This is a genomic window from Roseateles sp. DAIF2 (assembly GCF_015624425.1).
Taxonomy (GTDB): Bacteria; Pseudomonadota; Gammaproteobacteria; order Burkholderiales; family Burkholderiaceae_C; genus Kinneretia.
The window spans coordinates 2,754,496-2,779,649 of record NZ_CP049919.1; the positions used below are offsets into that span (position 1 = coordinate 2,754,496).

The 25,154-nt window shown below is 67.8% G+C and carries 20 protein-coding genes; 19 read left to right on the forward strand and 1 reads right to left on the reverse strand.

Translation table 11 applies throughout. The features are described from left to right. The first annotated feature begins 19 nt into the window (after nucleotides 1-19). Genes G8A07_RS12640 through G8A07_RS12730 form a run of 19 tightly spaced genes read left to right on the forward strand, consistent with a single transcriptional unit; the run spans nucleotide 20 to nucleotide 23,360 of the window. The gene (locus tag G8A07_RS12640; protein ID WP_195797323.1) at nucleotides 20-1,600 is read left to right on the forward strand and encodes an XrtA system polysaccharide chain length determinant; all 1,581 of its coding nucleotides are present in this window, start codon (nucleotides 20-22) and stop codon (nucleotides 1,598-1,600) included. Then, nucleotides 1,601-2,533, forward strand: coding sequence for an XrtA-associated tyrosine autokinase (locus G8A07_RS12645; protein ID WP_195797324.1), 933 nt, complete (start codon nucleotides 1,601-1,603; stop codon nucleotides 2,531-2,533). Then, nucleotides 2,514-4,061 carry a TIGR03016 family PEP-CTERM system-associated outer membrane protein gene (locus G8A07_RS12650; RefSeq protein WP_195797325.1) on the forward strand — a complete coding sequence of 516 codons (1,548 nt, stop codon included), beginning with the start codon at nucleotides 2,514-2,516 and terminating at the stop codon, nucleotides 4,059-4,061. The genes G8A07_RS12645 and G8A07_RS12650 overlap by 20 nt, the downstream gene beginning before the upstream one ends. 11 nt (nucleotides 4,062-4,072) lie before the next feature. Further along, nucleotides 4,073-5,170 (forward strand): XrtA/PEP-CTERM system-associated ATPase, encoded by a 1,098-nt coding sequence (locus G8A07_RS12655; RefSeq protein ID WP_195797326.1) that lies wholly within the window; start codon nucleotides 4,073-4,075, stop codon nucleotides 5,168-5,170. Nucleotides 5,171-5,193: 23 nt separating this feature from the next. Beyond that, nucleotides 5,194-6,078: an XrtA system polysaccharide deacetylase gene (locus G8A07_RS12660; protein ID WP_213086299.1), complete on the forward strand. Its 885-nt coding sequence runs from the start codon at nucleotides 5,194-5,196 to the stop codon at nucleotides 6,076-6,078. Next, on the forward strand, nucleotides 6,075-7,124 hold the full coding sequence (locus tag G8A07_RS12665) for a FemAB family XrtA/PEP-CTERM system-associated protein (protein WP_195797328.1): 1,050 nt from the start codon (nucleotides 6,075-6,077) through the stop codon (nucleotides 7,122-7,124). The genes G8A07_RS12660 and G8A07_RS12665 overlap by 4 nt, the downstream gene beginning before the upstream one ends. 9 nt (nucleotides 7,125-7,133) lie before the next feature. Then, nucleotides 7,134-8,378: a TIGR03087 family PEP-CTERM/XrtA system glycosyltransferase gene (locus G8A07_RS12670; RefSeq protein WP_195797329.1), complete on the forward strand. Its 1,245-nt coding sequence runs from the start codon at nucleotides 7,134-7,136 to the stop codon at nucleotides 8,376-8,378. Then, nucleotides 8,375-9,940, forward strand: a complete 1,566-nt coding sequence (gene xrtA / locus G8A07_RS12675; RefSeq protein ID WP_195797330.1) for an exosortase A — start codon at nucleotides 8,375-8,377, stop codon at nucleotides 9,938-9,940. Before G8A07_RS12670 ends, xrtA begins: the two co-directional genes overlap by 4 nt. A 31-nt stretch (nucleotides 9,941-9,971) precedes the next feature. Next, entirely contained in the window at nucleotides 9,972-11,267 is a 1,296-nt protein-coding gene (locus G8A07_RS12680; RefSeq protein WP_195797331.1) for a nucleotide sugar dehydrogenase, read from the forward strand. Nucleotides 11,268-11,286: 19 nt separating this feature from the next. Next, nucleotides 11,287-12,480: a TIGR03088 family PEP-CTERM/XrtA system glycosyltransferase gene (locus tag G8A07_RS12685; protein ID WP_195797332.1), complete on the forward strand. Its 1,194-nt coding sequence runs from the start codon at nucleotides 11,287-11,289 to the stop codon at nucleotides 12,478-12,480. Between the two features lie 5 nt (nucleotides 12,481-12,485). After that, nucleotides 12,486-14,459 carry an XrtA/PEP-CTERM system amidotransferase gene (locus tag G8A07_RS12690; protein ID WP_195797333.1) on the forward strand — a complete coding sequence of 658 codons (1,974 nt, stop codon included), beginning with the start codon at nucleotides 12,486-12,488 and terminating at the stop codon, nucleotides 14,457-14,459. Between the two features lie 2 nt (nucleotides 14,460-14,461). Further along, nucleotides 14,462-15,706, forward strand: coding sequence for a TIGR04063 family PEP-CTERM/XrtA system glycosyltransferase (locus G8A07_RS12695; protein WP_213086300.1), 1,245 nt, complete (start codon nucleotides 14,462-14,464; stop codon nucleotides 15,704-15,706). Continuing rightward, the gene (locus G8A07_RS12700; protein WP_213086274.1) at nucleotides 15,706-16,839 is read left to right on the forward strand and encodes a glycosyltransferase family 4 protein; all 1,134 of its coding nucleotides are present in this window, start codon (nucleotides 15,706-15,708) and stop codon (nucleotides 16,837-16,839) included. Before G8A07_RS12695 ends, G8A07_RS12700 begins: the two co-directional genes overlap by 1 nt. A 10-nt stretch (nucleotides 16,840-16,849) precedes the next feature. Continuing rightward, nucleotides 16,850-18,199 (forward strand): phenylacetate--CoA ligase family protein, encoded by a 1,350-nt coding sequence (locus G8A07_RS12705; protein ID WP_195797335.1) that lies wholly within the window; start codon nucleotides 16,850-16,852, stop codon nucleotides 18,197-18,199. Nucleotides 18,200-18,210: 11 nt separating this feature from the next. After that, nucleotides 18,211-19,569, forward strand: coding sequence for a putative O-glycosylation ligase, exosortase A system-associated (locus G8A07_RS12710; protein WP_195797336.1), 1,359 nt, complete (start codon nucleotides 18,211-18,213; stop codon nucleotides 19,567-19,569). Between the two features lie 17 nt (nucleotides 19,570-19,586). After that, complete coding sequence (locus G8A07_RS12715) at nucleotides 19,587-20,525, forward strand: polysaccharide deacetylase family protein (RefSeq protein ID WP_249937321.1); 939 nt, start codon at nucleotides 19,587-19,589, stop codon at nucleotides 20,523-20,525. Then, nucleotides 20,522-21,967: a hypothetical protein gene (locus G8A07_RS12720; RefSeq protein ID WP_195797338.1), complete on the forward strand. Its 1,446-nt coding sequence runs from the start codon at nucleotides 20,522-20,524 to the stop codon at nucleotides 21,965-21,967. Before G8A07_RS12715 ends, G8A07_RS12720 begins: the two co-directional genes overlap by 4 nt. Continuing rightward, nucleotides 21,967-22,374, forward strand: coding sequence for a GtrA family protein (locus G8A07_RS12725; protein WP_195797339.1), 408 nt, complete (start codon nucleotides 21,967-21,969; stop codon nucleotides 22,372-22,374). Before G8A07_RS12720 ends, G8A07_RS12725 begins: the two co-directional genes overlap by 1 nt. Beyond that, the gene (locus G8A07_RS12730; RefSeq protein ID WP_195797340.1) at nucleotides 22,371-23,360 is read left to right on the forward strand and encodes a glycosyltransferase family 2 protein; all 990 of its coding nucleotides are present in this window, start codon (nucleotides 22,371-22,373) and stop codon (nucleotides 23,358-23,360) included. The genes G8A07_RS12725 and G8A07_RS12730 overlap by 4 nt, the downstream gene beginning before the upstream one ends. Before the next feature lie 15 nt (nucleotides 23,361-23,375). On the opposite strand, the gene G8A07_RS12735 is transcribed toward G8A07_RS12730, so the two are convergent. Next, entirely contained in the window at nucleotides 23,376-25,046 is a 1,671-nt protein-coding gene (locus G8A07_RS12735) for an asparagine synthetase B (protein WP_195797341.1), read from the reverse strand. Nucleotides 25,047-25,154 lie beyond the last annotated feature (108 nt).

Below are 25,154 nucleotides of genomic sequence, written 5' to 3' on the forward strand. Positions count from 1 at the left end.
TCAGCCCGACCGTATCTCGATGGATTTATTGATTGCCCAGATTCTTTCCATTGCGCGCAGCATGTGGAAATACCGCTGGCCCGCGGTTCTCGTGGCCTGGGTGGCGGGTGCCGTTGGTGCGGGGGTCGTGTTCATGATGCCCGACCGTTACGAGGCCAGCGCCCGCATCTATGTGGACACTCAGTCCATCTTGAAGCCGCTGATGTCCGGGCTGGCCGTGCAGCCCAATGTCGAGCAACAGGTGGTGATGCTGAGCCGCACGCTGATCAGCCGGCCCAATGTCGAGAAGCTGGTGCGCATGGCCGATCTGGACCTGAAGAGCCAGTCCAAGGCCCAGCAGGAAGCGATGATCGACTCGGTCACCAAGGCGCTGTCGATCCAGAGCACGGGACGAGACAACCTCTATACCTTGGCGTACCGGGACAGCGATCCGGAGACAGCCAAGCGGGTGGTGCAATCGCTGGTCTCGATCTTCGTCGAGTCCAGCCTGGGCGCGAGCCGCAAGGACACCGCGACCGCCGCGACCTTCATCAACGAACAGATCAAGAACTACGAGACCAAGCTGGAGGAGGCCGAGGGTCGCCTGAAGGAGTTCCGGCTGCGCAATATCCAGATGATGTCGGGTGATGGCAAGGATTCCGCGTCCAGACTGAGCGAGCTCAGCGGCCAGTTGGAGCGTTCCCGGCTGGAGTTGCGCGAGGCCGAGAACGCACGCGACGCGGCGAAACAGCAGCTGGCTGGTGAGCGCTCCCGCAACGCCGGCGGTACCACGCAGAGTCTGCTCCAGGAGTCGTCGCTGAACATAGCGACGCCCGAGATCGATGCACGCCTGGACGCCCAGCGCCGCAACCTGGATGCGCTGCTGCAGCGCTATACCGAGCAGCATCCCGACATCATCAGCACGCGCAAGCTGATCAAGGATCTGGAGGAGCAGAAGACCAAGGAGGTGGCCGAGTTGCGCAAGGCCGCGCTGGCGGCGCCTCAGGCCGGTGGTGCAGGCGGCAGCATGATGCAGCAGGAAATGGCCCGGATGCTGGCCGCCGCCGAGGTGCAGGTAGCCTCCTTGCGTGCTCGTGTGGCGGAGTATTCGAGCCGCTATTCGCAGGCGATGGCGGCGATGAAAACCTCGCCGCAGTTGGAAGCCGAGGCTGCCCAGCTCAATCGCGACTATGCGATCCACAAGAAGAACTACGAGGACCTGGTGGCCCGGCGCGAGTCGGCCGCGATCTCGGGAGAACTCGATGTTGCTTCCGGTGTGGCGGACTTCCGCCTGATCGATCCGCCGCGCGCCTCGTCCAAGCCGGTGGCGCCGAATCGGCTGCTGCTGCTGGGCGGTGCGCTCGCGGTCGCGCTGGGCGCCGGGTTGTTCACCGCATTTGCTGCCAGCCAGTTGCGGCCGGTGTTCCATGATGGCAACGAACTGCGCCTACGCACCGAGCTGCCCGTGCTGGGGGTGGTGTCGCGCCTGGCGACACCGGGTGAGCGCCGTCGCGAGCGCATCGACCTGCTGCGCTTTGGCGCGGCCTCGGGCGGGTTGATCGGCGTGTATGCGCTGGGCCTGGTGGTGATGGCGATTCTGATTAGCAGACAGGCGGGTTGAATGAGCAGCCTTATCGAACAGGCGGCGCAGCGCCTTGAGCAACTGCGGCAGGCCGGGGTCTCTCTGCCCGGTGACACGGCTGGCGTGAAGCCCGCAGCGGTCGAGCCGTCCTTTGTCACCCCGCCGGTACAGGATCCTGTGTCGGAGGCTCCGCATCCTCAGTCCAAACGTGTGGACCTGGATCTGCAGGCGCTGGCCGCCCAGGGCTTCCTGACGCCCAATGCGCCGCGCACCCACATCGCCGACCAGTACCGGGTGATCAAGCGGCCGCTGATCAAGAATGCGATGGGCAAGGGCGCGGCGACCCTGAACCATGCCAACCTGATCATGGTGACCAGCGCGTTGGCCGGCGAGGGTAAGAGCTTTACCTCGCTGAACCTGGCGATGAGCATCGCGGCCGAGATGGACAACACCGTGATGCTGGTCGACGCCGATGTGGCTCGCCCCTCGGTGCTGCGCATGCTGGGCCTGCCGCAAGGGCCGGGCCTGCTGGATGTGCTGGAGGATCAGGTCGACATGGCCAGCGTGCTGCTGCGCACCAATGTCGACAAGCTGACCATCCTGCCCAGCGGCACGCCGCATGCCCGCGCCACCGAACTGCTGGCCAGCGATGCGATGAGCCATCTGCTGGACGCAATGGCCAAGCGCTATCCTGATCGCATCATCATTTTCGATTCACCGCCGCTGCTGCTGACCACCGAATCGCGCGTGGTGGCCTCCCATATGGGCCAGATCGTGATGGTGGTGCATGCCGACAAAACACCGCAGAGTGCGGTGCAACAGGCCGTTGCCACGATCGAAACCTGTCCGGTCAAGATGCTGCTGCTGAACCAGGCCCGAGCCACCGCCGGCGGCGGTTATGGCTACGGCTACGGTTATGGCTACGGTTATGGCTACGGATACGGACAGGACAATGAAGCGCAAAAAGCCTGAGAGCTTTGGTGGTTTGTGTCTGGGAGTCTTGCTGCCGTTGCTGGCGGCGCAGGCTTGGGCTCAGTCCGAGGGGGAGGGCGGGGCGGCCTCCAGCAACCGGCCCAGACTGCTGATCGAGCCGCGTCTGAGCGTCACCGAGACGTTGACCGACAACCTCAAGCTGCGCACCCATGATAAGGATGTGGCGCTGATCTCAACGATCGCGCCGGGCATCCGGATCAGTGCCACCGGCGGCCGAGTGAGAGGCTCGCTGGACTATGCGCTGAACGGTTTGCTGTACAGCAAGAGCAACGAGCCCAGCCGGGTGCAGAACCAGCTGTCGGCCCGCGGCAGTGCCGATCTGATCGACAACTGGTTTGTGCTGGATGCTCGAGCCTCGATTTCCCAGCAGCCACGCTCCGCCTTCGGGACCGGGTCGATCGATCCAACCCTGCCCAACAGCAACGTCTCCGAGCTCTACACGCTGGGGCTGTCGCCAGCGTTGCGTGGCCAGTTGAGGGGTGTGGCCAGCTATGAGTTGCGGGCGGACATCAACGAGTCGCGGGCCAAGGATGCCACCAATGGCGATCTCAGCAGCCGCGGCTTATCGCTCCAATTGGGTGGCCTCAGCGCGCAAAGTCTGTTTGGCTGGTCGGCCTTTTTGTCGAACCAGCGCTGGCGGCCCGGCGGTGGGCGGTATACCGAAAGCTCCATGGTCACCGGCACCCTGCTGTTCCGCCCGGATCCTGAGTGGAACTTTGGACTGACCTTGGGCAAGGAGCGCAACAGTTTCACCACCTTGTCCCAGGAGAGTGGCAACACCTATGGCGCCAGCGCCAATTGGTTGCCGACGCCTCGTACGAAAGCGGCGGCGGATTGGCAGCATCACGACTATGGGGACTCGCATACCTTGAGCCTTGAGCACCGCATGGCGCGCTCGGTATGGCGGGTGTCGGATACGCAGATTGCGAACGTTGCCGGCCCGCAGGGCAATGCCGGGGCGATGACCAACTACGATCTGTTCTTCTCGCTGTTTGCTTCCCGCGAGCCCGATTTGCGAAAGCGCGACCTGCTGGTTCGTCAGTTTCTGGGGCTGCTTGGGTTGAATCCGAATGCCATCGCCATTGGTGGCTTCATGAACTCGACAGCGAGCCTGATGCGCCGACAGGAACTGTCCTTTGCGCTGGAAGGGCAACGGAGCACGGTGACCTTTCTGTTGAGTCGAACCAAGAGCAACAAGATCGATCCGACGGCGGGTGGCAACGATGACTTTGCTCAGACCAATCGATTGGACCTGCGCAGCTTCTCGGTCAATATCGCCTATCGCTTGACGCCGATCAGCAGCGCAAGCGTGCTGCTGACCCAGCAGAAGAATCAAGGCGAGTTGGACAGTCAGCGCACCGACCTGAAGTCGCTGATCGCCAACTGGAATGCCCGTCTCGGACCGTACAACAACCTCACCGTAGGCGTTCGCCATAACCGCTTTAACAGCCCCACCCAGCCCTACCGCGAGAACGCCGTGCTCGCCACCTACACCCAGCAGTTCTAGAGCAGCCGCCCATGTATGAAGCGTTCTACGGGCTGAGCAGCAAGCCGTTCCAACTCAGCCCGGACCCCAATTTTTATTTCGGCAGCAAGCAGCATCGCCGCGCCAAGGCCTATCTGGACTATGGCGTGCTGCGCAATGACGGCTTCATCGTCATCACCGGCGAGATCGGTGCGGGCAAGACCACCTTGCTGCGCGGGCTGTTGGACAGCCTGAACCGCAGCAATGTCGTGATCGGCAATCTGGTCACGACCCAACTCGATGCCGAAGACACCCTGCGCATGGTCGGCGCGGCCTTTGGCGTGCGGGTCAAGGACCTGCCCAAGTCCGAGCTGCTGATGACCCTGGAGGCCTTCTTCGTCAACCAGACCAGCCAGGGCAAGCGCTGCCTGCTGATCGTCGACGAGGCGCAGAACCTTGGTGCGCGCGCGGTCGAGGAGCTGCGCATGCTGTCGAACTTCCAGTTCAGCAACCAGTCGCTGCTGCAGACCTTTCTGGTCGGCCAGCCGGAGTTCCGCGGCATCCTGCAAAAGCCCGAGATGGAGCAGTTCCGCCAGCGCGTTGCGGCCACCTGCCATATCGGCCCGCTGGACGAGGACGAGACCCAGCGCTATATCGAGCACCGCCTGAAATGCGCGGGCAGCGACGGCAAGCCCAGCTTTGATCCAGACGTGTTCCCGGTCCTGCACCAGGCGAGCCAAGGCATTCCGCGCCGCATCAATTCGCTGTGCGATCGCCTGCTGCTGCTCGGCTTCATGGCCGGCAAGGCCCATCTGGGCAAGGACGACATCGACGAGGTGCTGCGCGACATCGCGCAGGAGAGCGAGACCCCGGCCAAGACCCTGGCGAGCCCGGCGGCGCTCAATGGCCATGCGCATGGGCCGCTGGATCTGGATCTCGGCCGACTGCGCCTGGGCGTGGAGGAGGCCGAGGCCCTGGGCGGCGAGATCGCGGCGCTGGGCCAGGACCAGCAGCTCGGGCAGTTGCAGCGCCTGGAGCAGAGCCTGATCCGTCTGGAGCGCATCAATCTGCAGACCCTGGGGCTGTTGCAGAGGCTGGTCGATGCCGTCAGCCAGCAGTCGCAACCCGGCGCCGGCGAACCCCGGTCCTGACCCTTGGAGGCCCGACCATGCTGATGCCCAACCGCCAAGCCCGGCCGCGCAACGCGATGACCATCGATGTGGAGGACTACTTCCAGGTCTCCGCCTTCGCACCCTATATCGCCCGCGGCGACTGGGATGCCAGGGAATGCCGGGTCGAACGCAATGTCGACCGCATCCTGGCCCTGCTGGCCGAGCGCGGCACCCGTGCCACCTTCTTCACCCTGGGCTGGGTGGCCGAGCGCTACCCGCAGCTGGTGCACCGCATCGTCGCCGGTGGCCACGAGCTCGCCAGCCATGGCTATGGCCATGAGCGCGCCAGCGACCTGAGCCCCGAGGCCTTCCGTGCCGATGTCGGCCGCGCCAAGCGGCTGTTGGAGGACATCGGCGGGCATGAGGTGCTGGGCTACCGGGCGCCGAGCTTCTCGATCGGCGAACGCAATCTCTGGGCCTTCGACGTGCTGCGCGACTGCGGCTACCGCTACAGCTCCAGCGTCTACCCGATCCGCCACGACCATTACGGCATGCCGGATTCGCCGCGCTTCGCCTATCCCGTGCGCGAGGGCCTGCTGGAGGTGCCGGTCACCACCCTGCGCCTGCGCGGCCGCAACTGGCCGTCCAGCGGCGGCGGTTATTTCCGGCTGCTGCCCTATGCGCTGTCGCGCTGGCTGATCGGCCAGGTCAATCAACGCGACCAGCAGTCCGCGGTGTTCTACTTCCACCCCTGGGAGATCGACGCGGAGCAGCCGCGCATCGCCGGCATCGATGCCAAGACGCGTTTTCGCCATTACGTGAACATCGGCCGCACCGAGGCGCGTATCGCCCAGTTGCTGCGCGACTTCGAATGGGGCCGGATGGACGAGATCTTCCTTGGCCGCAGCCAGGCCGGCCTCGCGCCCGCGGCGGCAGTGCCGGCATGACGGCGCCGTCCCTGCAGGTCCTGCGCTTGGGCGCGGGCGAGCCCGAGAACGCCCGGCGCTGGGATGCCTTCGTGCTTGGCTGCCCGCGCGCCAGCTTTTTCCACCGGGCCGGCTGGATGCGCCTGGTCGGCGAGGTGTTCGGCCATCCCTGCTATTTCCTCTATGCCGAGCGGGCCGGCCGCATCGAGGGCGTGCTGCCGCTGGCTCAGGTGAAGAGCCGGCTGTTCGGCCATGCCCTGGTCGGTCTTCCGTTCGCGGTCTATGGCGGCGTCGCGGCCGACAACGAGGAGACCGCCGCGGCGCTGGAGCGGGAGGCGCAGGCCCTGGCCCAGCAGCTCGGCGCCGAGCATCTGGAGCTGCGCAATGTCGAGCGGCGCCATGCCGACTGGCCGCACCAGGATCTCTATGTGACCTTCCGCAAGGAGATCCTGCCCGAGGAGGAGTCCAATATGCTGGCCATCCCGCGCAAGCAGCGCGCGATGGTGCGCAAGGGCATCAAGAACGGGCTGCAAAGCCATCTCGATGCCGACACCGGCCGCTTCTTCGAGCTGTATGCCGGCAATGTGCACCGGCATGGCACGCCGGCCATGCCCAAGCGCTATTTCGATGCGCTGCTGGAGGAGTTCGGCGCCGACTGCGAGCTGCTGACCGTGACCGATGCGCAGGGCACCCCCCTCAGTTCGGTGCTCAGTTTCTACTTCCGCGACGAGGTGCTGCCCTACTATGCGGGCGACGCCGTGGCGGCTCGGGATCTCGCCGCCAACGACTTCAAATACTGGGAGCTGATGCGCCGCGCCTGCGCGCGCGGGCTCAAGGTATTTGACTATGGCCGCAGCAAGCAGGGCACGGGTTCCTATGCGTTCAAGAAGAACTGGGGTTTCGAGCCGACGCCGCTGCACTACGAGTACTGCCTCTACAAGCGCGAGACCGTGCCCCAGAACAACCCCAGCAACGCCAAGTACCAGCTCTTGATCAAGACCTGGCGCCGCATGCCGCTGGCCTGGGCGAACTGGCTGGGGCCGCATATCGTTCGCAACCTGGGGTGAGGCGGCTGCATGGCCAAGCTGCTCTATCTGGTGCACCGCCTGCCGTACCCGCCCAACAAGGGCGACAAGGTGCGCTCCTATCATCTGCTGAAGCATCTGGCGGCGCGCCATGAGGTGCATCTGGGGACCTTTGTCGACGACCCGGACGACCTGCAGCATCTCGGCCGCGTGCGCGAACTGTGCACCAGCCTGCAGGCGGTGCGGCTGCACCCGGGCCGGGCCAAGCTGGCCAGCCTGCGTGGGCTGCTGAGCGGCGAGGCGTTGAGCCTCCCTTACTACCGCGACGCCGCGCTGGCGCGCTGGGTGGACGAGACGGTGCAGCGCGAGGCACCCGACGCGGTGGTGGTGTTCTCCTCGACGATGGCGCAGTACGCGCCGGCCAGCCTGCCGCTGGTGCTTGACTTCGTCGATCTCGACTCGGCCAAGTGGAGCGAGTACGCGGGCAGCCGGCGCTGGCCGCTGTCCTGGCTGTACCGCCGCGAGGGGCGGTGCCTGCTCGACTTCGAGGCCCGCATGGTGGAGCGGGCGCTCTGCTCCTTCTTCGTCACCGACAAGGAGGTGGCGCTGTTTCGCAGCCAGGCGCCGGCCGCGCGCGGCCGCGTCGAGGCGCTGGGTAACGGCGTCGATGCCGAATTCTTCGCGCCGGCCGTGCAGCGCGATTCGCCCTTCGCGGCGGGCGAGCGGGCCCTGGTGTTCACCGGGGCGATGGACTACTGGCCCAACGAGGACGCGGTGGCCTGGTTCGCGGCCGAGGTGCTGCCGCGGCTGCGCAGCCGCCATCCGGGCCTGCGCTTTTACATCGTCGGCCGCAGCCCGACGCCGGCGGTGACGGCCCTGGCCGGTCCCGATGTGGTGGTGACCGGCACGGTGGACGATGTGCGGCCCTATCTGCAGCATGCGGCCGTCGTGGTCGCGCCGCTGCGGCTGGCGCGCGGCATCCAGAACAAGATCCTGGAGGCGATGGCAATGGCCCGCCCGGTGGTGGCCGCGCAGGGCTGCGTCGAGGCGATCGACGCCCGCGCCGGCGAGGATCTGCTGGGCGCGACCGATGCCGAGGCCTATGTGGCCGCGATCGGCGCGTTGCTGGAGGCCCCGGCCCGGGCGGCCGAGATCGGCCGTGCCGGACGCCGCTGCGTGCTGAACGGCTATAGCTGGGCGGCCCGGCTGGCCGGCATCGATCGCTATCTGGCCGAACTGCCCCCGCGCCCCGGCTTCCCGCCGGCGCATCCGGCCCTGCAAACGGAGGCGGCATGAGCATGGTTCTTCCGGCAGCGCCTTCCGGGCCAGGGCCGACGCCCGCTTGGCGCCGCGCGCTACCGCTGATGGTGCTGGCGCTGCTGGCCCTGCTGTGGCTGTACCGCGAGACCGGCCTGGCGATGGTGGGCATCTGGCAGCGCTCCGAAACCTTTGCCCATGCCTTCGTCGTGCCGCCGATCGCGCTGTGGCTGATCTGGCGCCGCCGCACCGCGCTGGCCGCGCTGACGCCTCGACCCAACCTGTGGTTCCTGCTGCCGCTGGCTCTGGCGTCGCTGGCCTGGCTGCTGGGCGAACTGGTCGCGGTCAATGCGCTGACCCAGCTGGCGCTGGTGGCCCAGATCGTGCTGCTGGTGCCGCTGCTGTGGGGCTGGCAGGCCACCCGCGTGCTGATCTTCCCGCTGGCCTTCCTGTTCTTCTCGGTGCCGATCGGCGAGTTCATGCTGCCCGGGCTGATGGAGATGACCGCGGACTTCACCGTCGCGGCGCTGCGCCTGAGCGGCATCCCGGTCTACCGCGAGGGCCTGCAGTTCGTGATCCCCTCCGGCAACTGGTCGGTGGTCGAGGCCTGCAGCGGTCTGCGCTATCTGATGGCCTCGGTGATGGTGGGCACCCTGTTCGCCTACCTGAGCTATTACAGCCTGCGCCGGCGCCTGATCTTCATCGGCGTCGCGATCCTGCTGCCGCTGCTCGGCAACTGGCTGCGCGCCTACCTGATCGTGATGCTGGGCCATCTGTCGGACAACAAGCTGGCCGCCGGCGCAGATCACCTGATCTATGGCTGGGTGTTTTTCGGCATCCTGATGCTGGCGATGTTCATGGTGGGCGCACGCTGGACCGAGGCCGAGCCCGCCGCCGCTGCGCCGCAGGCGTCGGCACGGATGGCAACCGTATCGGGGACGATGTGGCTGGCGCCGCTGCTGGCGCTGGTCGTGTTCATGCTGCCTCCATTGGCGTTGAGTCGGCTTGAAAACCAGGGGGCGCGTTCGGCGCTGCAGATGCCGGCGCCGACTTTGTCTGGTTGGGCACGGCAAGACCAGCCGCTGACGACTTGGCAGCCGGTTTTTGAAAACCCGGTGGCCGAAGTACAGCAGGTCTATGCCCGCGATGGCGAGCGTGTGGGGCTGCACCTCGCCTATTACCGCCAGCAGGCGTATGACAGCAAGCTGATCAGTTCGCAGAACCAGCTGGTGCATTCGGAGAACAAGCAGTGGGCACAGTTGGCTGCTTCAACACAAACATTGCTGCTGGGGCCGGATGCCATAACCCTGCAGGGGGCCGACCTGCGCGCTGGACGTGTTGATGGGGGCACCAGTGGCACACGCCTGCTGGCTTGGCAGATCTACTGGGTCGATGGGCGCCCAGTCGCCAGTCCGACCTTGGCCAAGGCTCTTGGCGCTTGGCAGCGCCTGCGCGGGCAGGGCGACGATGCGGCTTCCATCGTCGTCTACACCGACGATGTTTCGGACAATGGCGGGCCGGCCGAGAGGCGGCTGCGTGAATTCCTGCAGGACAACTGGGCGTCGATCGATGCCCTGCTGAAACAGACAGCCGGCCGGTGAAGGCGGCTCCGACCAAGAAGAGGATCTAGAGATGAGCATCAGCGTCAGCAGCACGGTAGCGGTGATCGGCCTGGGATACGTGGGCCTGCCCCTGGTGGTGGAATTCGGCAAGCACATGCGCACGATCGGTTTCGACATCGCGCAGTCCAAGGTCGATGCCTGCCAGCGCGGCACCGACCCCTCGCGCGAGCTGAGCGACGAGCAGGTGCGCGCTGCCACCCATGCCGTCTACACCGCCGACCCGGCCCTGCTGGCCGAGGCCGACATCATCGTGGTGGCCGTGCCCACCCCGGTCGACGAGGCCCATATCCCCGACTTCCGCCCGCTGATCGGCGCCTCCACCAGCGTGGGCCGCCACCTGAAGAAGGGCGTCACCGTGGTCTACGAGAGCACGGTCTACCCCGGCGCCACCGAGGAGGTCTGCATCCCGGTGCTGGAGAAGGAGTCGGGCCTGAAGTGGAAACAGGACTTCTTTGTCGGCTACAGCCCCGAGCGCATCAACCCGGGCGACAAGGAACACACGCTGACCAAGATCCTGAAGATCGTTTCCGGCGACACGCCCGCGACCCTGGACAAGGTGGCCAAGCTCTACGAGACCATCGTCGAGCCCGGCGTGCACCGGGCCTCCAGCATCAAGGCCGCCGAGGCCGCCAAGGTGATCGAGAACACCCAGCGCGACCTGAACATCGCGCTGATGAACGAGCTGGCCATCATCTTCGACAAGATCGGCATCGACACCTCCGAGGTGCTGGAGGCCGCCGGCACCAAGTGGAACTTCCTGAAGTTCAAGCCGGGCCTGGTGGGTGGGCACTGCATCGGCGTCGACCCCTACTACCTGACCCACAAGGCCGACATGATCGGCTACCACCCGCAGGTCATCCTGGCGGGGCGGCGCATCAACGACGGCATGGCCAAGTTCATCGCCGAGCAGACCATCAAGCACATGATCGCCAGCGGCAGCTATATCAAGGGCGCCAAGGTCAATGTGCTGGGCCTGACCTTCAAGGAGAACTGCGGCGACCTGCGCAACTCCAAGGTGATCGACATCATCCATGAGCTCAAGAGCTACGGCGTCGAGGTGTTCGTGACCGACCCGCAGGCGGAAGGCGAGGAGGCCATGCACGAGTACGGCGTGCAGCTGCTGCCCTGGGACGAGCTGCCGCGCGCCGATGCGATCGTCGCGGCGGTGGCGCACCGCGAGTTCGCCGCCCTGAGTCTGGAGGACCTGGGCAAGAAGCTGGTGAAGAATGGCGCCTTCATCGACGTCAAGGCAGCGTTCGACCAGCAGGGGCTGACCGAGGCCGGCTACAAGGTCTGGCGCCTCTGAGTTCCCGCTGTCTTCATCCATGCAACCGGACCCACGCCCGCTGATCCTGCACGTCGTGTATCGCTTCGATACCGGCGGGCTGGAGAACGGCGTGGTGAACCTGATCAACCACATGGACCCCGGTGCTTATCGCCACGCGGTGCTGGCGCTGACCGAGGTGACCGAGTTCAAGCAACGGGTGCGCCGGTCCGATGTGCAGTTCCTTGCGCTGCACAAGCCGCCGGGCCATGGCTTCTGGCTCTATCCGCGCCTGTACCGGCTGCTGCGCGAGCTCAAGCCCGCGGTCGTGCATACCCGCAATCTGGCCGCGCTGGAGGTGGCCGTGCCGGCCTGGGCGGCCGGCGTGCCGGTGCGCGTGCATGGTGAGCATGGCCGGGACGTCAGCGATCTGGATGGCAGCCATCGCGGCTACCAGCGCCTGCGCCGGCTCTATGGCGTCTTCGTGCAGCGCTTCGTCGCGCTGTCGCAGGACCTGGCCGGCTATCTGCAGCAGCGCGTCGGCTTCGCGCCGGCGCGCATCAGGCAGATCTACAACGGCGTCGACACCCAGCGCTTCACGCCGGCCCCGCGGCGCGAGCCCATCGAGGGCTGCCCCTTCGGCACCGACGCATCACTGCTGCTGATCGGCACCGTGGGCCGCATGCAGCAGGTCAAGGATCAGACCCTGCTGGCGCGCGCCTTCGTGCTGGCCCTGCAGCAGCGCCCGGATCTGCGCACGAAGCTGCGCCTGGTGATGGCCGGCGACGGCCCGCTGCGCGGCGCGGCGCAAGGCTTGATCGACGACGCGGGATTTGGCGCGCTGGCGTGGCTGCCTGGCGAGCGTGGCGATGTGGCGGCCTGGATGCGCGGGCTGGATCTGTTCGTGCTGCCCTCGCTGGCCGAGGGCGTGTCCAACACGATCCTGGAGGCGATGGCCAGCGGCCTGCCGGTGATCGCCACCGCGGTGGGCGGCAATGTCGAGCTGGTCGAACAGGACCGCACCGGCCTGCTGGTACCGCCGGCCGATGCGGCGGCGCTGGCCGCCGCGCTGATCGCGCTGGCCGATGATGCCGAGCGCCGCCGCGCGATGGGCCGCGCCGGCCGGGCCGCGGCCGAACAGCGTTTTGCGCTGTCGGTGATGGTGGCCGGCTACCAGTCGCTTTACGATGAACTGCTGGCCGCGCAGGCGCCTGCGCGGGTCCACCTGCGAAAAGAGCTGAGCAAGAAGGGCTGACGACCATGTGTGGCATCACCGGCATATTCGACACCCGTGCGGCACGCGAGCTCGCGCCCGAGCGGCTGCAGCGCATGAACGACTCGCAGTGGCACCGCGGCCCCGACGAGGGCTCGATCCATCTGGAGCCGGGCCTGGGCTTCGGTCATCGCCGCCTGTCCATCATCGACATCGCCACCGGCCAGCAGCCGCTGTTCAATGCCGACCACTCGGTGGTGATCGTCTTCAATGGCGAGATCTACAACTACCAGCCCCTCATGGCCGAGCTGCAGGGCCTGGGCTACGCCTTCCACACCAAGAGCGACACCGAGGTGATCGTGCATGCCTGGGAGGCCTGGGGCGAGGCCTGCGTCCAGCGCCTGCGCGGCATGTTCGCGTTCACGATCTGGGACCGCAACAAGCAGACCCTGTTCATCGCGCGCGACCGCCTGGGCGTGAAGCCGATGTACTGGTCCCTGTTGGACGACGGCCTGCTGCTGTTCGGCTCCGAGCTGAAGTCCCTGCTGGCCTATGACGACGGCCGCGGCGGCATGAAGCGCGAGATCGACCCGCTGGCGGTCGAAGAGTATTTCGCGCTCGGCTATGTGGCCGAGCCGCGCTGCATCTTCAAGCAGGCGCGCAAGCTGCCGCCCGGCCACACCCTGACGATCCGGCGCGGCCAGCCGCTGCCCGAGCCCAGGCCCTTTTGGGATGTGCGTTTCACCCTGGACAACAAGATCTCGCAGCAGGATGCCGAGGCCGAGCTGCGCGAGCGCCTGCGCGAGTCGGTGCGCCTGCGCATGATCGCCGAGGTGCCGCTGGGCGCCTTCCTCTCCGGCGGGGTCGATTCCAGCGCGGTGGTGGCGACGATGGCTGGCCTGTCCGATGGACCGGTCAACACCTGCTCGATCGCCTTCGACGATCCGGCCTTCAACGAATCGGCCTTCGCGCAGATTGTCGCCGACCGCTACCAGACCAACCACCGCGTCGAGACCGTCAAGAGCGACGACTTCGACCTGATCGACCTGCTGGCGCGGCTCTATGACGAGCCCTATGCCGACAGCTCGGCCATCCCGACCTACCGCGTCTGCCAGCTGGCGCGCAAGCATGTGACCGTGGCGCTGTCCGGCGACGGTGGCGACGAGAGCTTTGGCGGCTACCGCCGCTACCGCCTGCACCTGATGGAGGAACGCATGCGCTCGGCCCTGCCGGCCGGGCTGCGCCAGCCGCTGTTCGGCCTGCTGGGCCGCGTCTATCCGAAGGCCGACTGGGCGCCGCGCGTGCTGCGCGCCAAGACCACCTTCGAGGGCATGGCGCGCAGCTCGGTAGAAGCCTATTTCCATTCGGTCTCGATCCTGCGCGGCCCGATGCGCGCCCAGCTGTTCAGCCCGCGCTTCAAGACCGAGCTGGCCGGTTACAGCGCGCAGGAGGTGTTCGACTTCCATGCCCGGCGCGCCGGCACCGACGACCCGCTGGCCCTGATCCAGTACCTGGACCTGAAGACCTATCTGGTCGGCGACATCAACACCAAGGTGGACCGCGCCAGCATGGCCCATTCGCTGGAGGTGCGCGAGCCGCTGATGGACCATGAGCTGGTCGAATGGCTGGGCAGTCTGCCCTCGAGCCTGAAGATCCGCGGCCAGGAGGGCAAGTACTTGTTCAAGAAGGCGATGGAGCCGCAGCTGTCCGACGACATCCTGTACCGCCCCAAGATGGGCTTCGCGGTGCCGCTGGCGCGCTGGTTCCGCGGCCCCTTGAAGCAGCGCGTGCGCGACGCGGTGCTGGGCGAGCGCCTGGCCGCCACCGGCTGGTTCAACCCCGACTATCTGCGCCATCTGGTCGAGGCGCATCAGAGCGGCGCCAGCGACTACAGCGCGCCGCTGTGGACCCTCCTGATGTTCGAATCCTTCCTGCGCCAGGTCGTCGATGGTGGCGTGTCCACCCTGTCGGCGGCGCCGACGCCGACCCGTGCCGGTGAGGAGGCCCTGGTGCTGTCATGAGCTTGCGTGTTCTCCATGTCCTGGATCATTCGATCCCGCTGCACAGCGGCTACACCTTTCGCACCCTGTCCTTGCTGCGCGAGCAGCGCCGCCTGGGCTGGGACACCCATCACCTGACCAGCCCCAAGCATGGCGCCGGCCTGGCCGACAAGGACGCGGCCGAGCGAGCGCTGGCGGAGCAGACGGTCGACGGCTGGCATTTCCACCGCACGCCGGTCGCTGCATCCGGCGGCCTGCCGGGCCTGGGCGAACTGCGCCTGATGCGCCAGTTGGAGGCGCGCCTGCAGCAGGTGGCCGAGCAGTTGCGGCCGCAGCTGATCCATGCCCATTCGCCGGTGCTGAATGCGCTGCCAGCGCTGAAGGTGGGGCGGCGGCTGGGCATCCCGGTGGTCTACGAGGTGCGTGCCTTCTGGGAGGACGCGGCGGTCGACCATGGCACGACCAAGGAGGGCAGCCTGCGCTACCGCCTGACCCGCGCGATGGAGACCCATGCGCTGAAGCGGGCCGACCATGTGTTCACGATCTGCGAAGGCCTGCGCGGTGACATCGTCGCACGCGGCGTGCCGGCGGCCAAGGTGACCGTGATCCCGAATGCGGTGGACATCGAATCCTTCGAGCCCGGCGGCCAGCCCGACGAGGCGCTGAAGGCGCGGCTGGGCCTGAGTGGCGCCACGGTGCTGGGCTTCATCGGCTCCTTCTATGCCTATGAAGGCCTGGACCTGCTGCTGCAGGCGCTGCCGGCGATCCTGGCCCAGCGTCCCGAGGTGCGGGTGCTGCTGGTGGGTGGCGGGCCGCAGGATGCGGCGCTGAAGGCCCAGGCCCAGGCGCTGGGCCTGGCGGACAAGATCGTGTTCACCGGTCGCGTGCCGCATGCCGAGGTGACCCGCTATTACGACCTGGTCGACGTGCTGGTCTATCCGCGCCATTCGATGCGCCTGACCGAGTTGGTCACGCCGCTCAAGCCGCTGGAGGCGATGGCCCAGGGCCGCCTCCTGCTGGCCTCCGATGTCGGCGGCCACAAGGAGCTGATCCGTGATGGCGAGACTGGCCTGCTGTTCGCGGCCGGCCGCGCCGATGCGCTGGCCGGCGCGGTCGAACGCCTGCTGGCCGATCGCGAGGCCTGGCCGCGCCTGCGCGCGCAGGGGCGGCGTTTCGTCGAGACCGAGCGCAACTGGCGCGCCTCGGTGGCCAACTATCCCGGCGTCTACCAGGCCCTGCTGGGCGGCGCCCGCGAGGCGCTGGCCTGATGAGCGGGACGGGTGATATGGGCTTCAAGGGCCTGCGCATCGCGCTGGTGGGGCCGCTGCCGCCGCCGGCCGGTGGCATGGCGAACCAGACCCGACAGCTGGCCGAGCTGCTGCGCGGGGAGGGGGCCGTGGTCGAGCTGGTGCAGACCAACACGGCCTACCGGCCGGTCTGGGTTGGCCAGCTGCCGGGGCTGCGCGCGCTGTTCCGCCTGCTGCCCTATCTGTGGGCGCTGTGGCGCGCCGCCGGCCGCAACGAGCTGCTGCATGTGATGGCCAACTCGGGCTGGTCCTGGCATCTGTTCGCGGCACCGGCGATCTGGATCGCCAATCTGCGTGGCCGCCCGGTGCTGATCAACTACCGCGGCGGCGAGGCCGGCAAGTTCCTTGAGCGTTCGCCCGGCCTGATCGGTGCCAGCCTGCGGCGCGTCAGCGCGCTGCTGGTGCCCTCGGGCTTCCTGGAGGCGGTGTTCGCGCACCATGGCTATCGCGCCGAGGTGCTGCCCAATGTGGTGGACCTGCGGCGCTTCCGTCCCGCCGAGACGGCCGCCGCGCCGGCGCTGCACCTGCTGGTGGCGCGTAATCTGGAGCCGCTGTACGACAACGCGACCGCGATCCGTGCCTTCGCCGCGGTGCGCCAGCAGCGGCCGGGCCTGCGCATGACGGTGGCCGGCACCGGGCCGGACGAGCCGGCGCTGCGCGCGCTGGCCGGCGAGCTGGGCCTGGGCGAGGAGGCGCTGCGCTTCGCCGGCCGGGTCGAGCGCGAGGGCATGGCCGAGCTGTACCGCCAGAGCCGCCTGAGCCTGAACCCGAGCCTGGCCGACAATATGCCGAACTCGGTGCTGGAGTCGTTGGCCAGCGGCGTGCCGGTGGTGTCGACCGATGTCGGCGGCGTGCCCTATCTGGTGCAGCATGGCGTGACCGCGCTGCTGGTGCCGCCGCGCGACGTGGCGGCGATGCGCGATGCGATCCTGCGCCTGCTCGACGACCAGCTCCTGCACGACACCCTGCGCGGCAACGGCCTGGCCGAGGTGCAGCGCTACACCTGGGCGCAGATCGGCCCGCTGCTGGCCGCCTTCTACCGGCGCAGCCTGCAGGCGCCGACGGCCTCCGATCTACTCGTTCCGCGTTCCTGAGCTATTCGCCATGTCGTCCGCTTACACCCGCCTGGCCTCCTCGCTGCTGTTCCCGCTGCATGAGCGCCTGAAGGGCCATGACAGTGTGGCGCTGCGCCGCGGGCTGGAGCACAGCCAATGGCTGGCTCCGGCGGCGCTGGAGGCGCTGCAGCTGCAGCGCCTGAACGAGCTGCTGCGCGAGATCGGCCGCGACGTGCCCTATTACCGCGAGCTGTTCGCGCGCGAGGGCATCCGGGCGGGCGAGTTCCGCTCGCTGGCCGAGCTGCAGCGCCTGCCCTTCCTGACCAAGGCCGAGATCCGTGCCCATACCGAGGCGCTGAAGAGCGAGCGCGCCGTCGGCCTGGCGCGCTTCAACACCGGTGGCTCCTCGGGCGAACCGCTGGTCTTCTTCATCGGCAAGCGGCGCGTCAGCCATGACGTGGCGGCCAAATGGCGCGCCACCCGCTGGTGGGACGTCGACATTGGCGATCCGGAGATCGTGGTCTGGGGCTCGCCGATCGAGCTCGGCTCGCAGGACCGCATCCGCGCCTGGCGCGACCGGCTCTTGCGCACCGAGCTGCTGCCGGCCTTCCAGATGTCCGAGGCCAAGCTGGACGGCTTCATCGCGGCGATCCGCGCCAAGCGGCCGAAGATGCTGTTCGGTTATCCCTCGGCCCTGTCCTATATCGCGCGCCATGCCCAGGCGCGCGGCCAGCGCATGGATGATCTGGGCATCGCGGTGGCCTTCGTCACCTCGGAGCGGCTCTACGACGAGCAGCGCGAGCTGATCTCGCGCGTGTTCGGCTGCCGGGTGGCCAACGGCTACGGCGGTCGTGACGCCGGCTTCATCGCCCATGAATGCCCCTCGGGCGGCATGCACCTGACGGCCGAGGACGTGATCGTCGAGCTGGTCGACCGTGACGGCCGGCCCGTGCCGGCGGGGCAGGCCGGCGAGATCGTCGTCACCCATCTGGCGACGCGCGACTTCCCCTTCGTGCGCTACCGCACCGGCGACATCGCGGTGCTCGACACCGCCGCCTGCCCCTGCGGTCGCGGCCTGCCGATGCTCAAGGAGATCCAGGGCCGCAACACCGATTTTGTCGTCGCTGCCGACGGCACGGTGATGCATGGCCTGGCGCTGATCTACATCCTGCGCGACCTGGCCGGGCTGCGCTCCTTCAAGGTGGTGCAGCACAGCCGCAGCCGCACCGAGGTGCTGCTGGTGGCCGAGGCCGGCTTCGCGCCCGAGGCCCCGGCCCAGATCGCCGCCGGCTTCAAGCGCCGCCTGGGCGCCGAGGTCGAGGTCGAGGTGCGCCTGGTCGATGCGATCCCGCCGGAGCGCTCGGGCAAGTTCCGCTATGTGGTCAGCCACGCGGTCTGAGGTGTTGAAGCATGCGTGACCTGCTCGTCTTCCTGCCGGTGCTGATCGGTTCGCTGGCGGCCTTGCGTTTCCCCTGGATCGGGGTGATGGTCTGGACCTGGCTCAGCATCATGAACCCGCATCGCTATACCTGGGGCTTCGCGCATGACGCGCCGCTGGCCGCGCTCGCCGCGGCCTGCACCCTGGTGGGCCTGCTGGCGACGGCGGAGAAGCAGTCGCCGCTGAAGAACGCGCCGGCGCGCTGGCTGCTGGTTTTCATGGTCTGGATCACCGTGTCCTGGCTGGTCGGTCTGGATCCGGACAAGGACTATGAGCAGTGGAACAAGGTGATGAAGATCGACCTGATGATCCTCGTCGCGATGGCCGTGCTGATATCAAAGCAGCATATCTTCGCCCTGACCTGGGTAGCCGCGGGCTCGCTGGCGTTACTGGGAGCCAAGGGGGGCGTGTTCACGGTGTTGACCGGGGGCTCCTACCGGGTCTGGGGGCCGCCGGGCAGTTACATCGAGGGCAATAACGAGTTCGCCCTGGCCTTGGCGATCACCATTCCGCTGCTGCGTTTTCTGCAGATGCAGCTGCAGAGCAAATGGGGCCGGCACCTGATGACGGTGGTCATGTTGCTGTGCGCGGCGGCGGCCCTGGGCAGCCACTCGCGCGGCGGCCTGCTGGCGATGTCGGCCATGACCTTGATGATGTGGTGGCGCGGACGCAGCCGCCTGCTGGGCGGGCTGGTGATTGCTATCGCGGCGGTGGCTCTGGTGGCCTTCATGCCCGAAGAATGGTCGTCGCGGATGAACACCATCCAGACCTATCAGGAGGATCGTTCGGCGCTGGGGCGCATCGCGGCCTGGTGGACCGCCTGGAACCTGGCCTTCCACTATCCCTTCGGTGTGGGCTTCGAGGCGGCGCGCGAGTCGCTGTTCCTGCAGTTTTCGCCCTATGGCCTTGAGTTCGGCACACCGGTAGCGCACAGCATTTACTTCCAGGTGCTGGGCCACCATGGTTTCGTCGGGCTCGCGATCTTCCTGGCGATGTGGTTTGTCAGCTATCGCTGGGCCGGGTGGCTGCGCACCGAGGCGGTCAAGATCCCGGAGGCTCGCTGGGCGTCGGACCTGGGCGCCATGTGTCAGGTGGCCCTGATCGGCTATGCGGTGGGGGGCGCCTTCCTCAGCCTGGCCTACTTCGATCTGCCGTACAACCTGATGGTGCTGATCGTGCTGAGCCGCGCCTGGGTCGAGCAGAAGCGCTGGCAGCGCGAGCCGATACCGGACGGACGCTGGTGGCGCCGGATCCCGGGACTGCGTGCCGCCAGCGAGGCCGAACGCGGCGAAGCTCCGGCGGGAGCGGCCAAGAGCGGCGTGCGGGGCTGACGATGATGAGAACCCTGATGAGCTTGGCCTCCGGCCGCGGCACCCAAGCCAAGCTGTCCACGCTGATCTTCCATCGCGTGCTGCCCGAGGCCGACCCGCTGTTCCCCGAGGAGATGCATGCGGCGCGCTTTCGCGAGCTGTGCGCCTGGCTCAGGTCCTGGTTCCGCGTGCTGCCGCTGGACGAGGCGGCGCTGCGCCTGAAGAACGGCACCCTGCCGGCGCGCGCCTGCACGATCACCTTCGATGACGGCTATGCCGACAACCATGAGGTGGCGCTGCCGATTCTGCGCGAGGCCGGCCTGCCGGCCACCTTCTTCGTCGCGACCGGCTTCCTTGATGGCGGCCGCATGTGGAACGACACGGTGATCGAGGCGATCCGCCGCTGCGCGCTGCCGGTGATCAACCTGGCCGGCACGCCGGCCGCCTCGCTGGGGCGGCTGATCCTGGACGGTGCCGAGGGCCGGCGCGGCGCGATCGACCGCGCGATCAAGGCGATCAAGTACCTCGACCATGCCGAGCGCCTGGACTGGGTGGCCGCGCTGGCGGAGCGCAGCGGCGCGGTGCTGCCGGACGATCTGATGATGAGTTCGGCCCAGGTGCGCGGCCTGCATGCGGCGGGCATGCAGATCGGCGCCCATACCGTGTCGCATCCGATCCTGGCGGGCCTGCCGCGCGCGCAGGCCCGGCAGGAGATCGGCGACAGCAAGGCGGCGCTGGAGGGCCTTCTGGGGGCGCGGGTCGGGTTGTTCGCCTATCCGAACGGCCGGCCGGTCGAGGACTATTCGGCCGAGAGCACCGAGCTCGTGCGCGAGCTGGGCTTCGATGCCGCGGTGTCCACCGCCTGGGGCGCGGCGCGTCATGGCGGCGATCTGTTCCAGATCCCGCGCTTCACGCCCTGGGACCGCCAACGTCTGCGGTTTGCCGTACGGTTGCAGCGCAATCTGCTGGCCTCATGAATTCGAGCGGACTCGTCGCCGAGATGTCCTGGCCCGCGCCCTGGGCCAGACGCATCGCCGCAGTGCTCACGGCGAGACCTTGGGACTACCTGCTGCTGTTCTGGTGTCTGCTGGCCTTTGCCGCGACGCCGATCCTGCTGCTGCGCGTCAGCCCCTTCGCGGGTCGGGTGCCCGAAGCGGTGGTCGGCCTGGTCGGCCTGATGGTCGCGTGGGCCTTGCTCGTCATCGGGCGCGGTCGGGTGGCCGGTCTGCGGGGGCGGCTGGCGGGGCTGCCGGGGCTGGCTGTTGCCCTGTTGGCAGGGGCGGCACTCCGGCTGGCCTGGGCGGTGGTTTTTCCTTCGGTTCCGGCATCCGATGGCAGCACCTATCTGGAACTGGCGCGCGCCCTGGCCGCGGGGCAGCCCTATCTGACCGATGGCACCTGGGCCTACTGGCCGGTCGGCTACCCGCTGTGGCTGTCAGCCTGGATCAGGTTGGTCGGCGAAGGCCCGGCCGTGCTGCTCAGTCAGGTCAGTCTCTTTGTCCTGGCCATCTGCGGCATCCATCGCCTGGCACGACACCTGAGAGGCGAAACGGCGGCGCGCGTGGCGGTCTGGGCCTTTGCCTTGTGGCCGAATCTCTGGGCCCAGACCAGCGTGCCGGAGAAGGAGGCCCTGGTGCTGGCGCTGCTGCCCTGGCTGCTGCTTCTGCTGCTGGATTTGCGCCATGTCGGGCGGGCGCTCCTGGCCGGACTGGCGCTCGGGCTGTGTATCCTGGTGCAGCCCGGCCTGCAGTTCCTGCTGCCCGGCCTGCTGCTGCTCTTGTGCCTGCGCTTGCCGCTGCGGCGCGTCTGGATTCCGGCCCTGCTGCTGTTGCTGGGTTCGGCGCTGGTCGTGCTGCCCTGGACCCTGCGCAATCTGCAGGTGCTGGGCGCGCCGGTGCTGGTCAGCACCAATGGCGGCGGCAATCTCTATCGCGCCAACAATCCGCTGGCCAACGGGGGCTACACGCCGCGCGGCGAAGTGGATCTGTCGGGGCTGAGCGAGCTGGAAAGCGACCGCCAGGGCAAGGCATTGGCGCTGGCCTGGATCCGCAGCCATCCCGGCGAGTTCGCGGCGCTGGCCTTGGAGAAACAGCTGCGCTTCATGGGCGACGACAGCGCCTCGATCTATGCCTCCCTGCGCATCGGTGGCGGTACGCAGGATCTGCGCGTCTACATGGCGGCCAAGCTGCTGGCCAACCTCTGGTGGCTGGCGGTCTGGCTGCTGCTGGCCCTGGCCGTGCGCGCCGGGCGGCGCGACCAGGGCGCGCATGAGGAGCGTTGGTTGATCTGGGGCTGGCTGTATCTGTTCGCCCTGCACTCGATTTTTGAGAGCGCCAGCAAGTACCACCTGCCGATGATCTGGGTGCCTTGCGTCCTGCTGGGATGCCTGCTGTCGCGACCGCAGCAGGAGTCGCAGTGATGAAGGGCTGGCGCTGGCAGTTCTCGGCCTTTGCGCTGGTGGGCGGGCTGGCGACCGCCGTGCAGTATCTGCTGATGGCCCTGCTGATCGACGCTCTGGGTTGGCCAGCGGTACCGGCGAGCGGGCTGAGCTATGCGATCAGTGCGGCGCTCAACTACCTGTTGAACCGGCGCTATGTGTTTCGCAGCCGGGTGAGCCACGGCGTGGCCGGGCCGCGCTTCCTGCTCATCGTGCTGATCGGGCTGGCGTTGAACATGGGGCTCTTGTACATCGGCGTCGAGATGCTGGACCTGCATTGGCTGCTGGCCCAGCTGTTCACCACGGCGCTGGTGATGCTGAACAACTTTCTGCTGGCCAAGTTCTGGGCATTCGGCCGGGGCGGGCTCACCACCGAAGGAAGATCATGAGGCTGTCAATCGTCGTGCCTTGCTACAACGAGGAGGCGGTGCTGGGTGAGACCCTGGCGCGGCTAGGCCGGCTCCTGGAGGAGTTGTGCGAGGCGGGGCAGATCGCTGCCGACAGCGAGCTGGTGTTCGTCGACGACGGCAGCCGCGACCGCACCTGGGCCCTGATCGAGGCGGCATCACGCAGCTCGCCCTGGGTGCGCGGCCTCAAGCTGTCACGCAACCGCGGCCATCAGCAGGCGGTGCTGGCCGGCCTGATGCTGGCGCGCGGCGACGCCACGATCAGCGTCGATGCCGACCTGCAGGACGATCTGGGTGCGATTCCGGCCATGCTAAAGGCCCATGCGGGCGGCGCCGAGATCGTCTATGGGGTGCGCAAGCGGCGCGATACCGACACCTTCTTCAAGCGTGCGACCGCCGAGGGCTACTACCGGCTGCTGGCGCGCCTGGGGGTGGAAATCGTCTTCAACCATGCCGACTACCGCCTGCTCGGGCGGCGGGCGGTGGAGGCGCTGCGCGAGTATCGCGAGGTCAACCTGTTCCTGCGCGGCGTGATTCCGCAGCTCGGGTTCACCACGGCCCAGGTCTATTACGACCGGGCCGAGCGTTTTGCCGGCGAGTCCAAGTACCCCTTGAGCAAGATGCTGGGCCTGGCCTGGCAGGGCGTGACCTCCTTCTCCACGATGCCGCTGCGCCTGATTACCAGCCTCGGGCTGCTGATTTCACTGGCCAGCTTCGGCATCACGTTGTGGGCCCTGTGGGTGCGCCTGTTCTCCGACAGCTCGGTGCCCGGCTGGGCCTCGACGGTGGTGCCGATCTACCTGCTGGGCGGCATCCAGCTGTTGTGCATCGGCATCATCGGCGAGTACCTGGCCAAGACCTATGTCGAGACCAAGCGCCGGCCGTTGTTCCATATCGAACATGACACGGCCGCGGTTTCCACGGCCGGTGGCGCAAGAGTGCAGGACCTCGCGCGCCAGCAGGCCTGAGGCGGCCTGCTACCGTCAGGCCAGTCGCCAGTCCGGCGCCTTGGCGCGCAGCCATTGCTCCAGCATGGTCAGGATCCAGACCATCTCGCCGAAGTAGGCCGGGTGTTCGGCCAGGCGGCGGTTCAGCAGGTCTTCGACGAACTCGGCGCGCACCACGCCGCGCGCGGCCAGACCGCGCAGCGAGTCGGCGCCGAGCGCCTGCAGCCTGGGGTCGCGATGGGTCCAGACGCCGAAGGGCAGGCCGAAGCCCTGCTTCTTCTTCGTGATGATCTCGTCGGGCAGGAAGCCGCGCAGCGCCTCCTTGAAGAACCAGCGCAGTTGCAGGCCCTTGAGCTTGTGATCGGTCGGCAGGCGCAGCGAGAAGTCCAGCAGCTCGTCGTCCAGCATCGGGAAGCCGACGCCGATGCCGGCCAGGCCGGTCGCGCCGACCACCTTGGGCAGGTCGCTCTCGGCCAGGGTGTAGCGCCAGTCGAAGGCCAGCTCGCGATTCAGCGCGCTGCAGGACGGCGTGGCCCGCCAGACCTGGCGCTGGTGCGCCAGCGGCGCGGCGGTATCGATCGCGCCGAGCATGGCCGGGCTCAGCACCTCGCTCAGGCCCAGGCGCATCACCAGGTTGTACATCTGCAGCCGGTCGGGCATCGGCACGCTGGCCTGCTCGACATAGCTGCCAGTCTTGCGCAGCAGGCCGAGGCCGCTGCGCGACAGCGCTGGCTCCAGCGGCTCCAGCAGGCCGCGGCGCAGCGGGCCGGGGATCTGCTGGTACCAGTTGAAGATGCGCTGCTTGGCATAGCGGCTGTTGCCGCCGAACAGCTCGTCGCCGCCGTCGCCGGCCAGCATGCGCGTCGCGCCGTCCTGGCGCGCCTGCTGCGCGCAGTAGAAGGCGGGCAGGGCGGAGGAGTTGCCGAAGGGCTGGTCGAAATGGCCGGCCACCTTCGGGATGCTCTGCAGCAGGTCCTCCGGGGTGACGTAGTACTCGTGGTGCTCGCAGCCGAAATGGCGCGCGGCGATGCGCGCGAACTCCATCTCGTCATAGCCCTCGGCCTGGAAACCGATCGAATAGGCATGCGGCCGCGTGCCGTCGCCCAGGCGCGCCAGCATGCCGGCGACGGTGGAGCTGTCGGTGCCGCCGCTGAGGAAGCAGGCGGGCAGGCCATCGGGGCCGATCTGGCGCTGCACCGCCTGGCGCAGCAGGCCCTGGAATTCCTCTCGCAGCTCGTCCAGCGGGCGCGGCACGCTGGCTTCCTCGAAGCGCGCCTGCCAGTAGGGCGCGACGCTCAGCTGGCCATTCTCGAACCAGGCGTAATGTCCGGGCGGCAGCCGGTACACGCCCTTGAAGATGGTGCGCGGCGAGGGGATCGCGTGAAAGAACAGATAGTCGAAGATGGCCTGCGGGTCGATCTCTGGCGTGGCATCGGCCAGTTCGTCGGCGCGCGCCGCGAAGCGCAGCTGCCCGCCGTCGATGCGGTAGCACAGGCTGTGCACCGCGAACTTGTCGACCGCCAGGAACACCCGGCCGGCCTCGTCCTCCAGCGCCACCGCGAACTCGCCACCGGCCGCCGTGGCCGCCTGCGCCGGCCCGCGCGCCAATAGCAGTTGCCGCCAGGCCGTCAGGGCATCGCTGGCGGGCAGGTCCTGGGCCGTGAAGCGCGGTGCACCGAGCAGCAGGTGTCGTCGGGTGGAGCTCATGGAAGGCAAGGGATTAGCAGACATGGCGGAACCGCGCAGCCGAGGGCGCCGGCATCTTAACGCCGGGGTCCTGGCGGCTGCCCGGTGGGCGGCCCCCGGGGCCAGGTC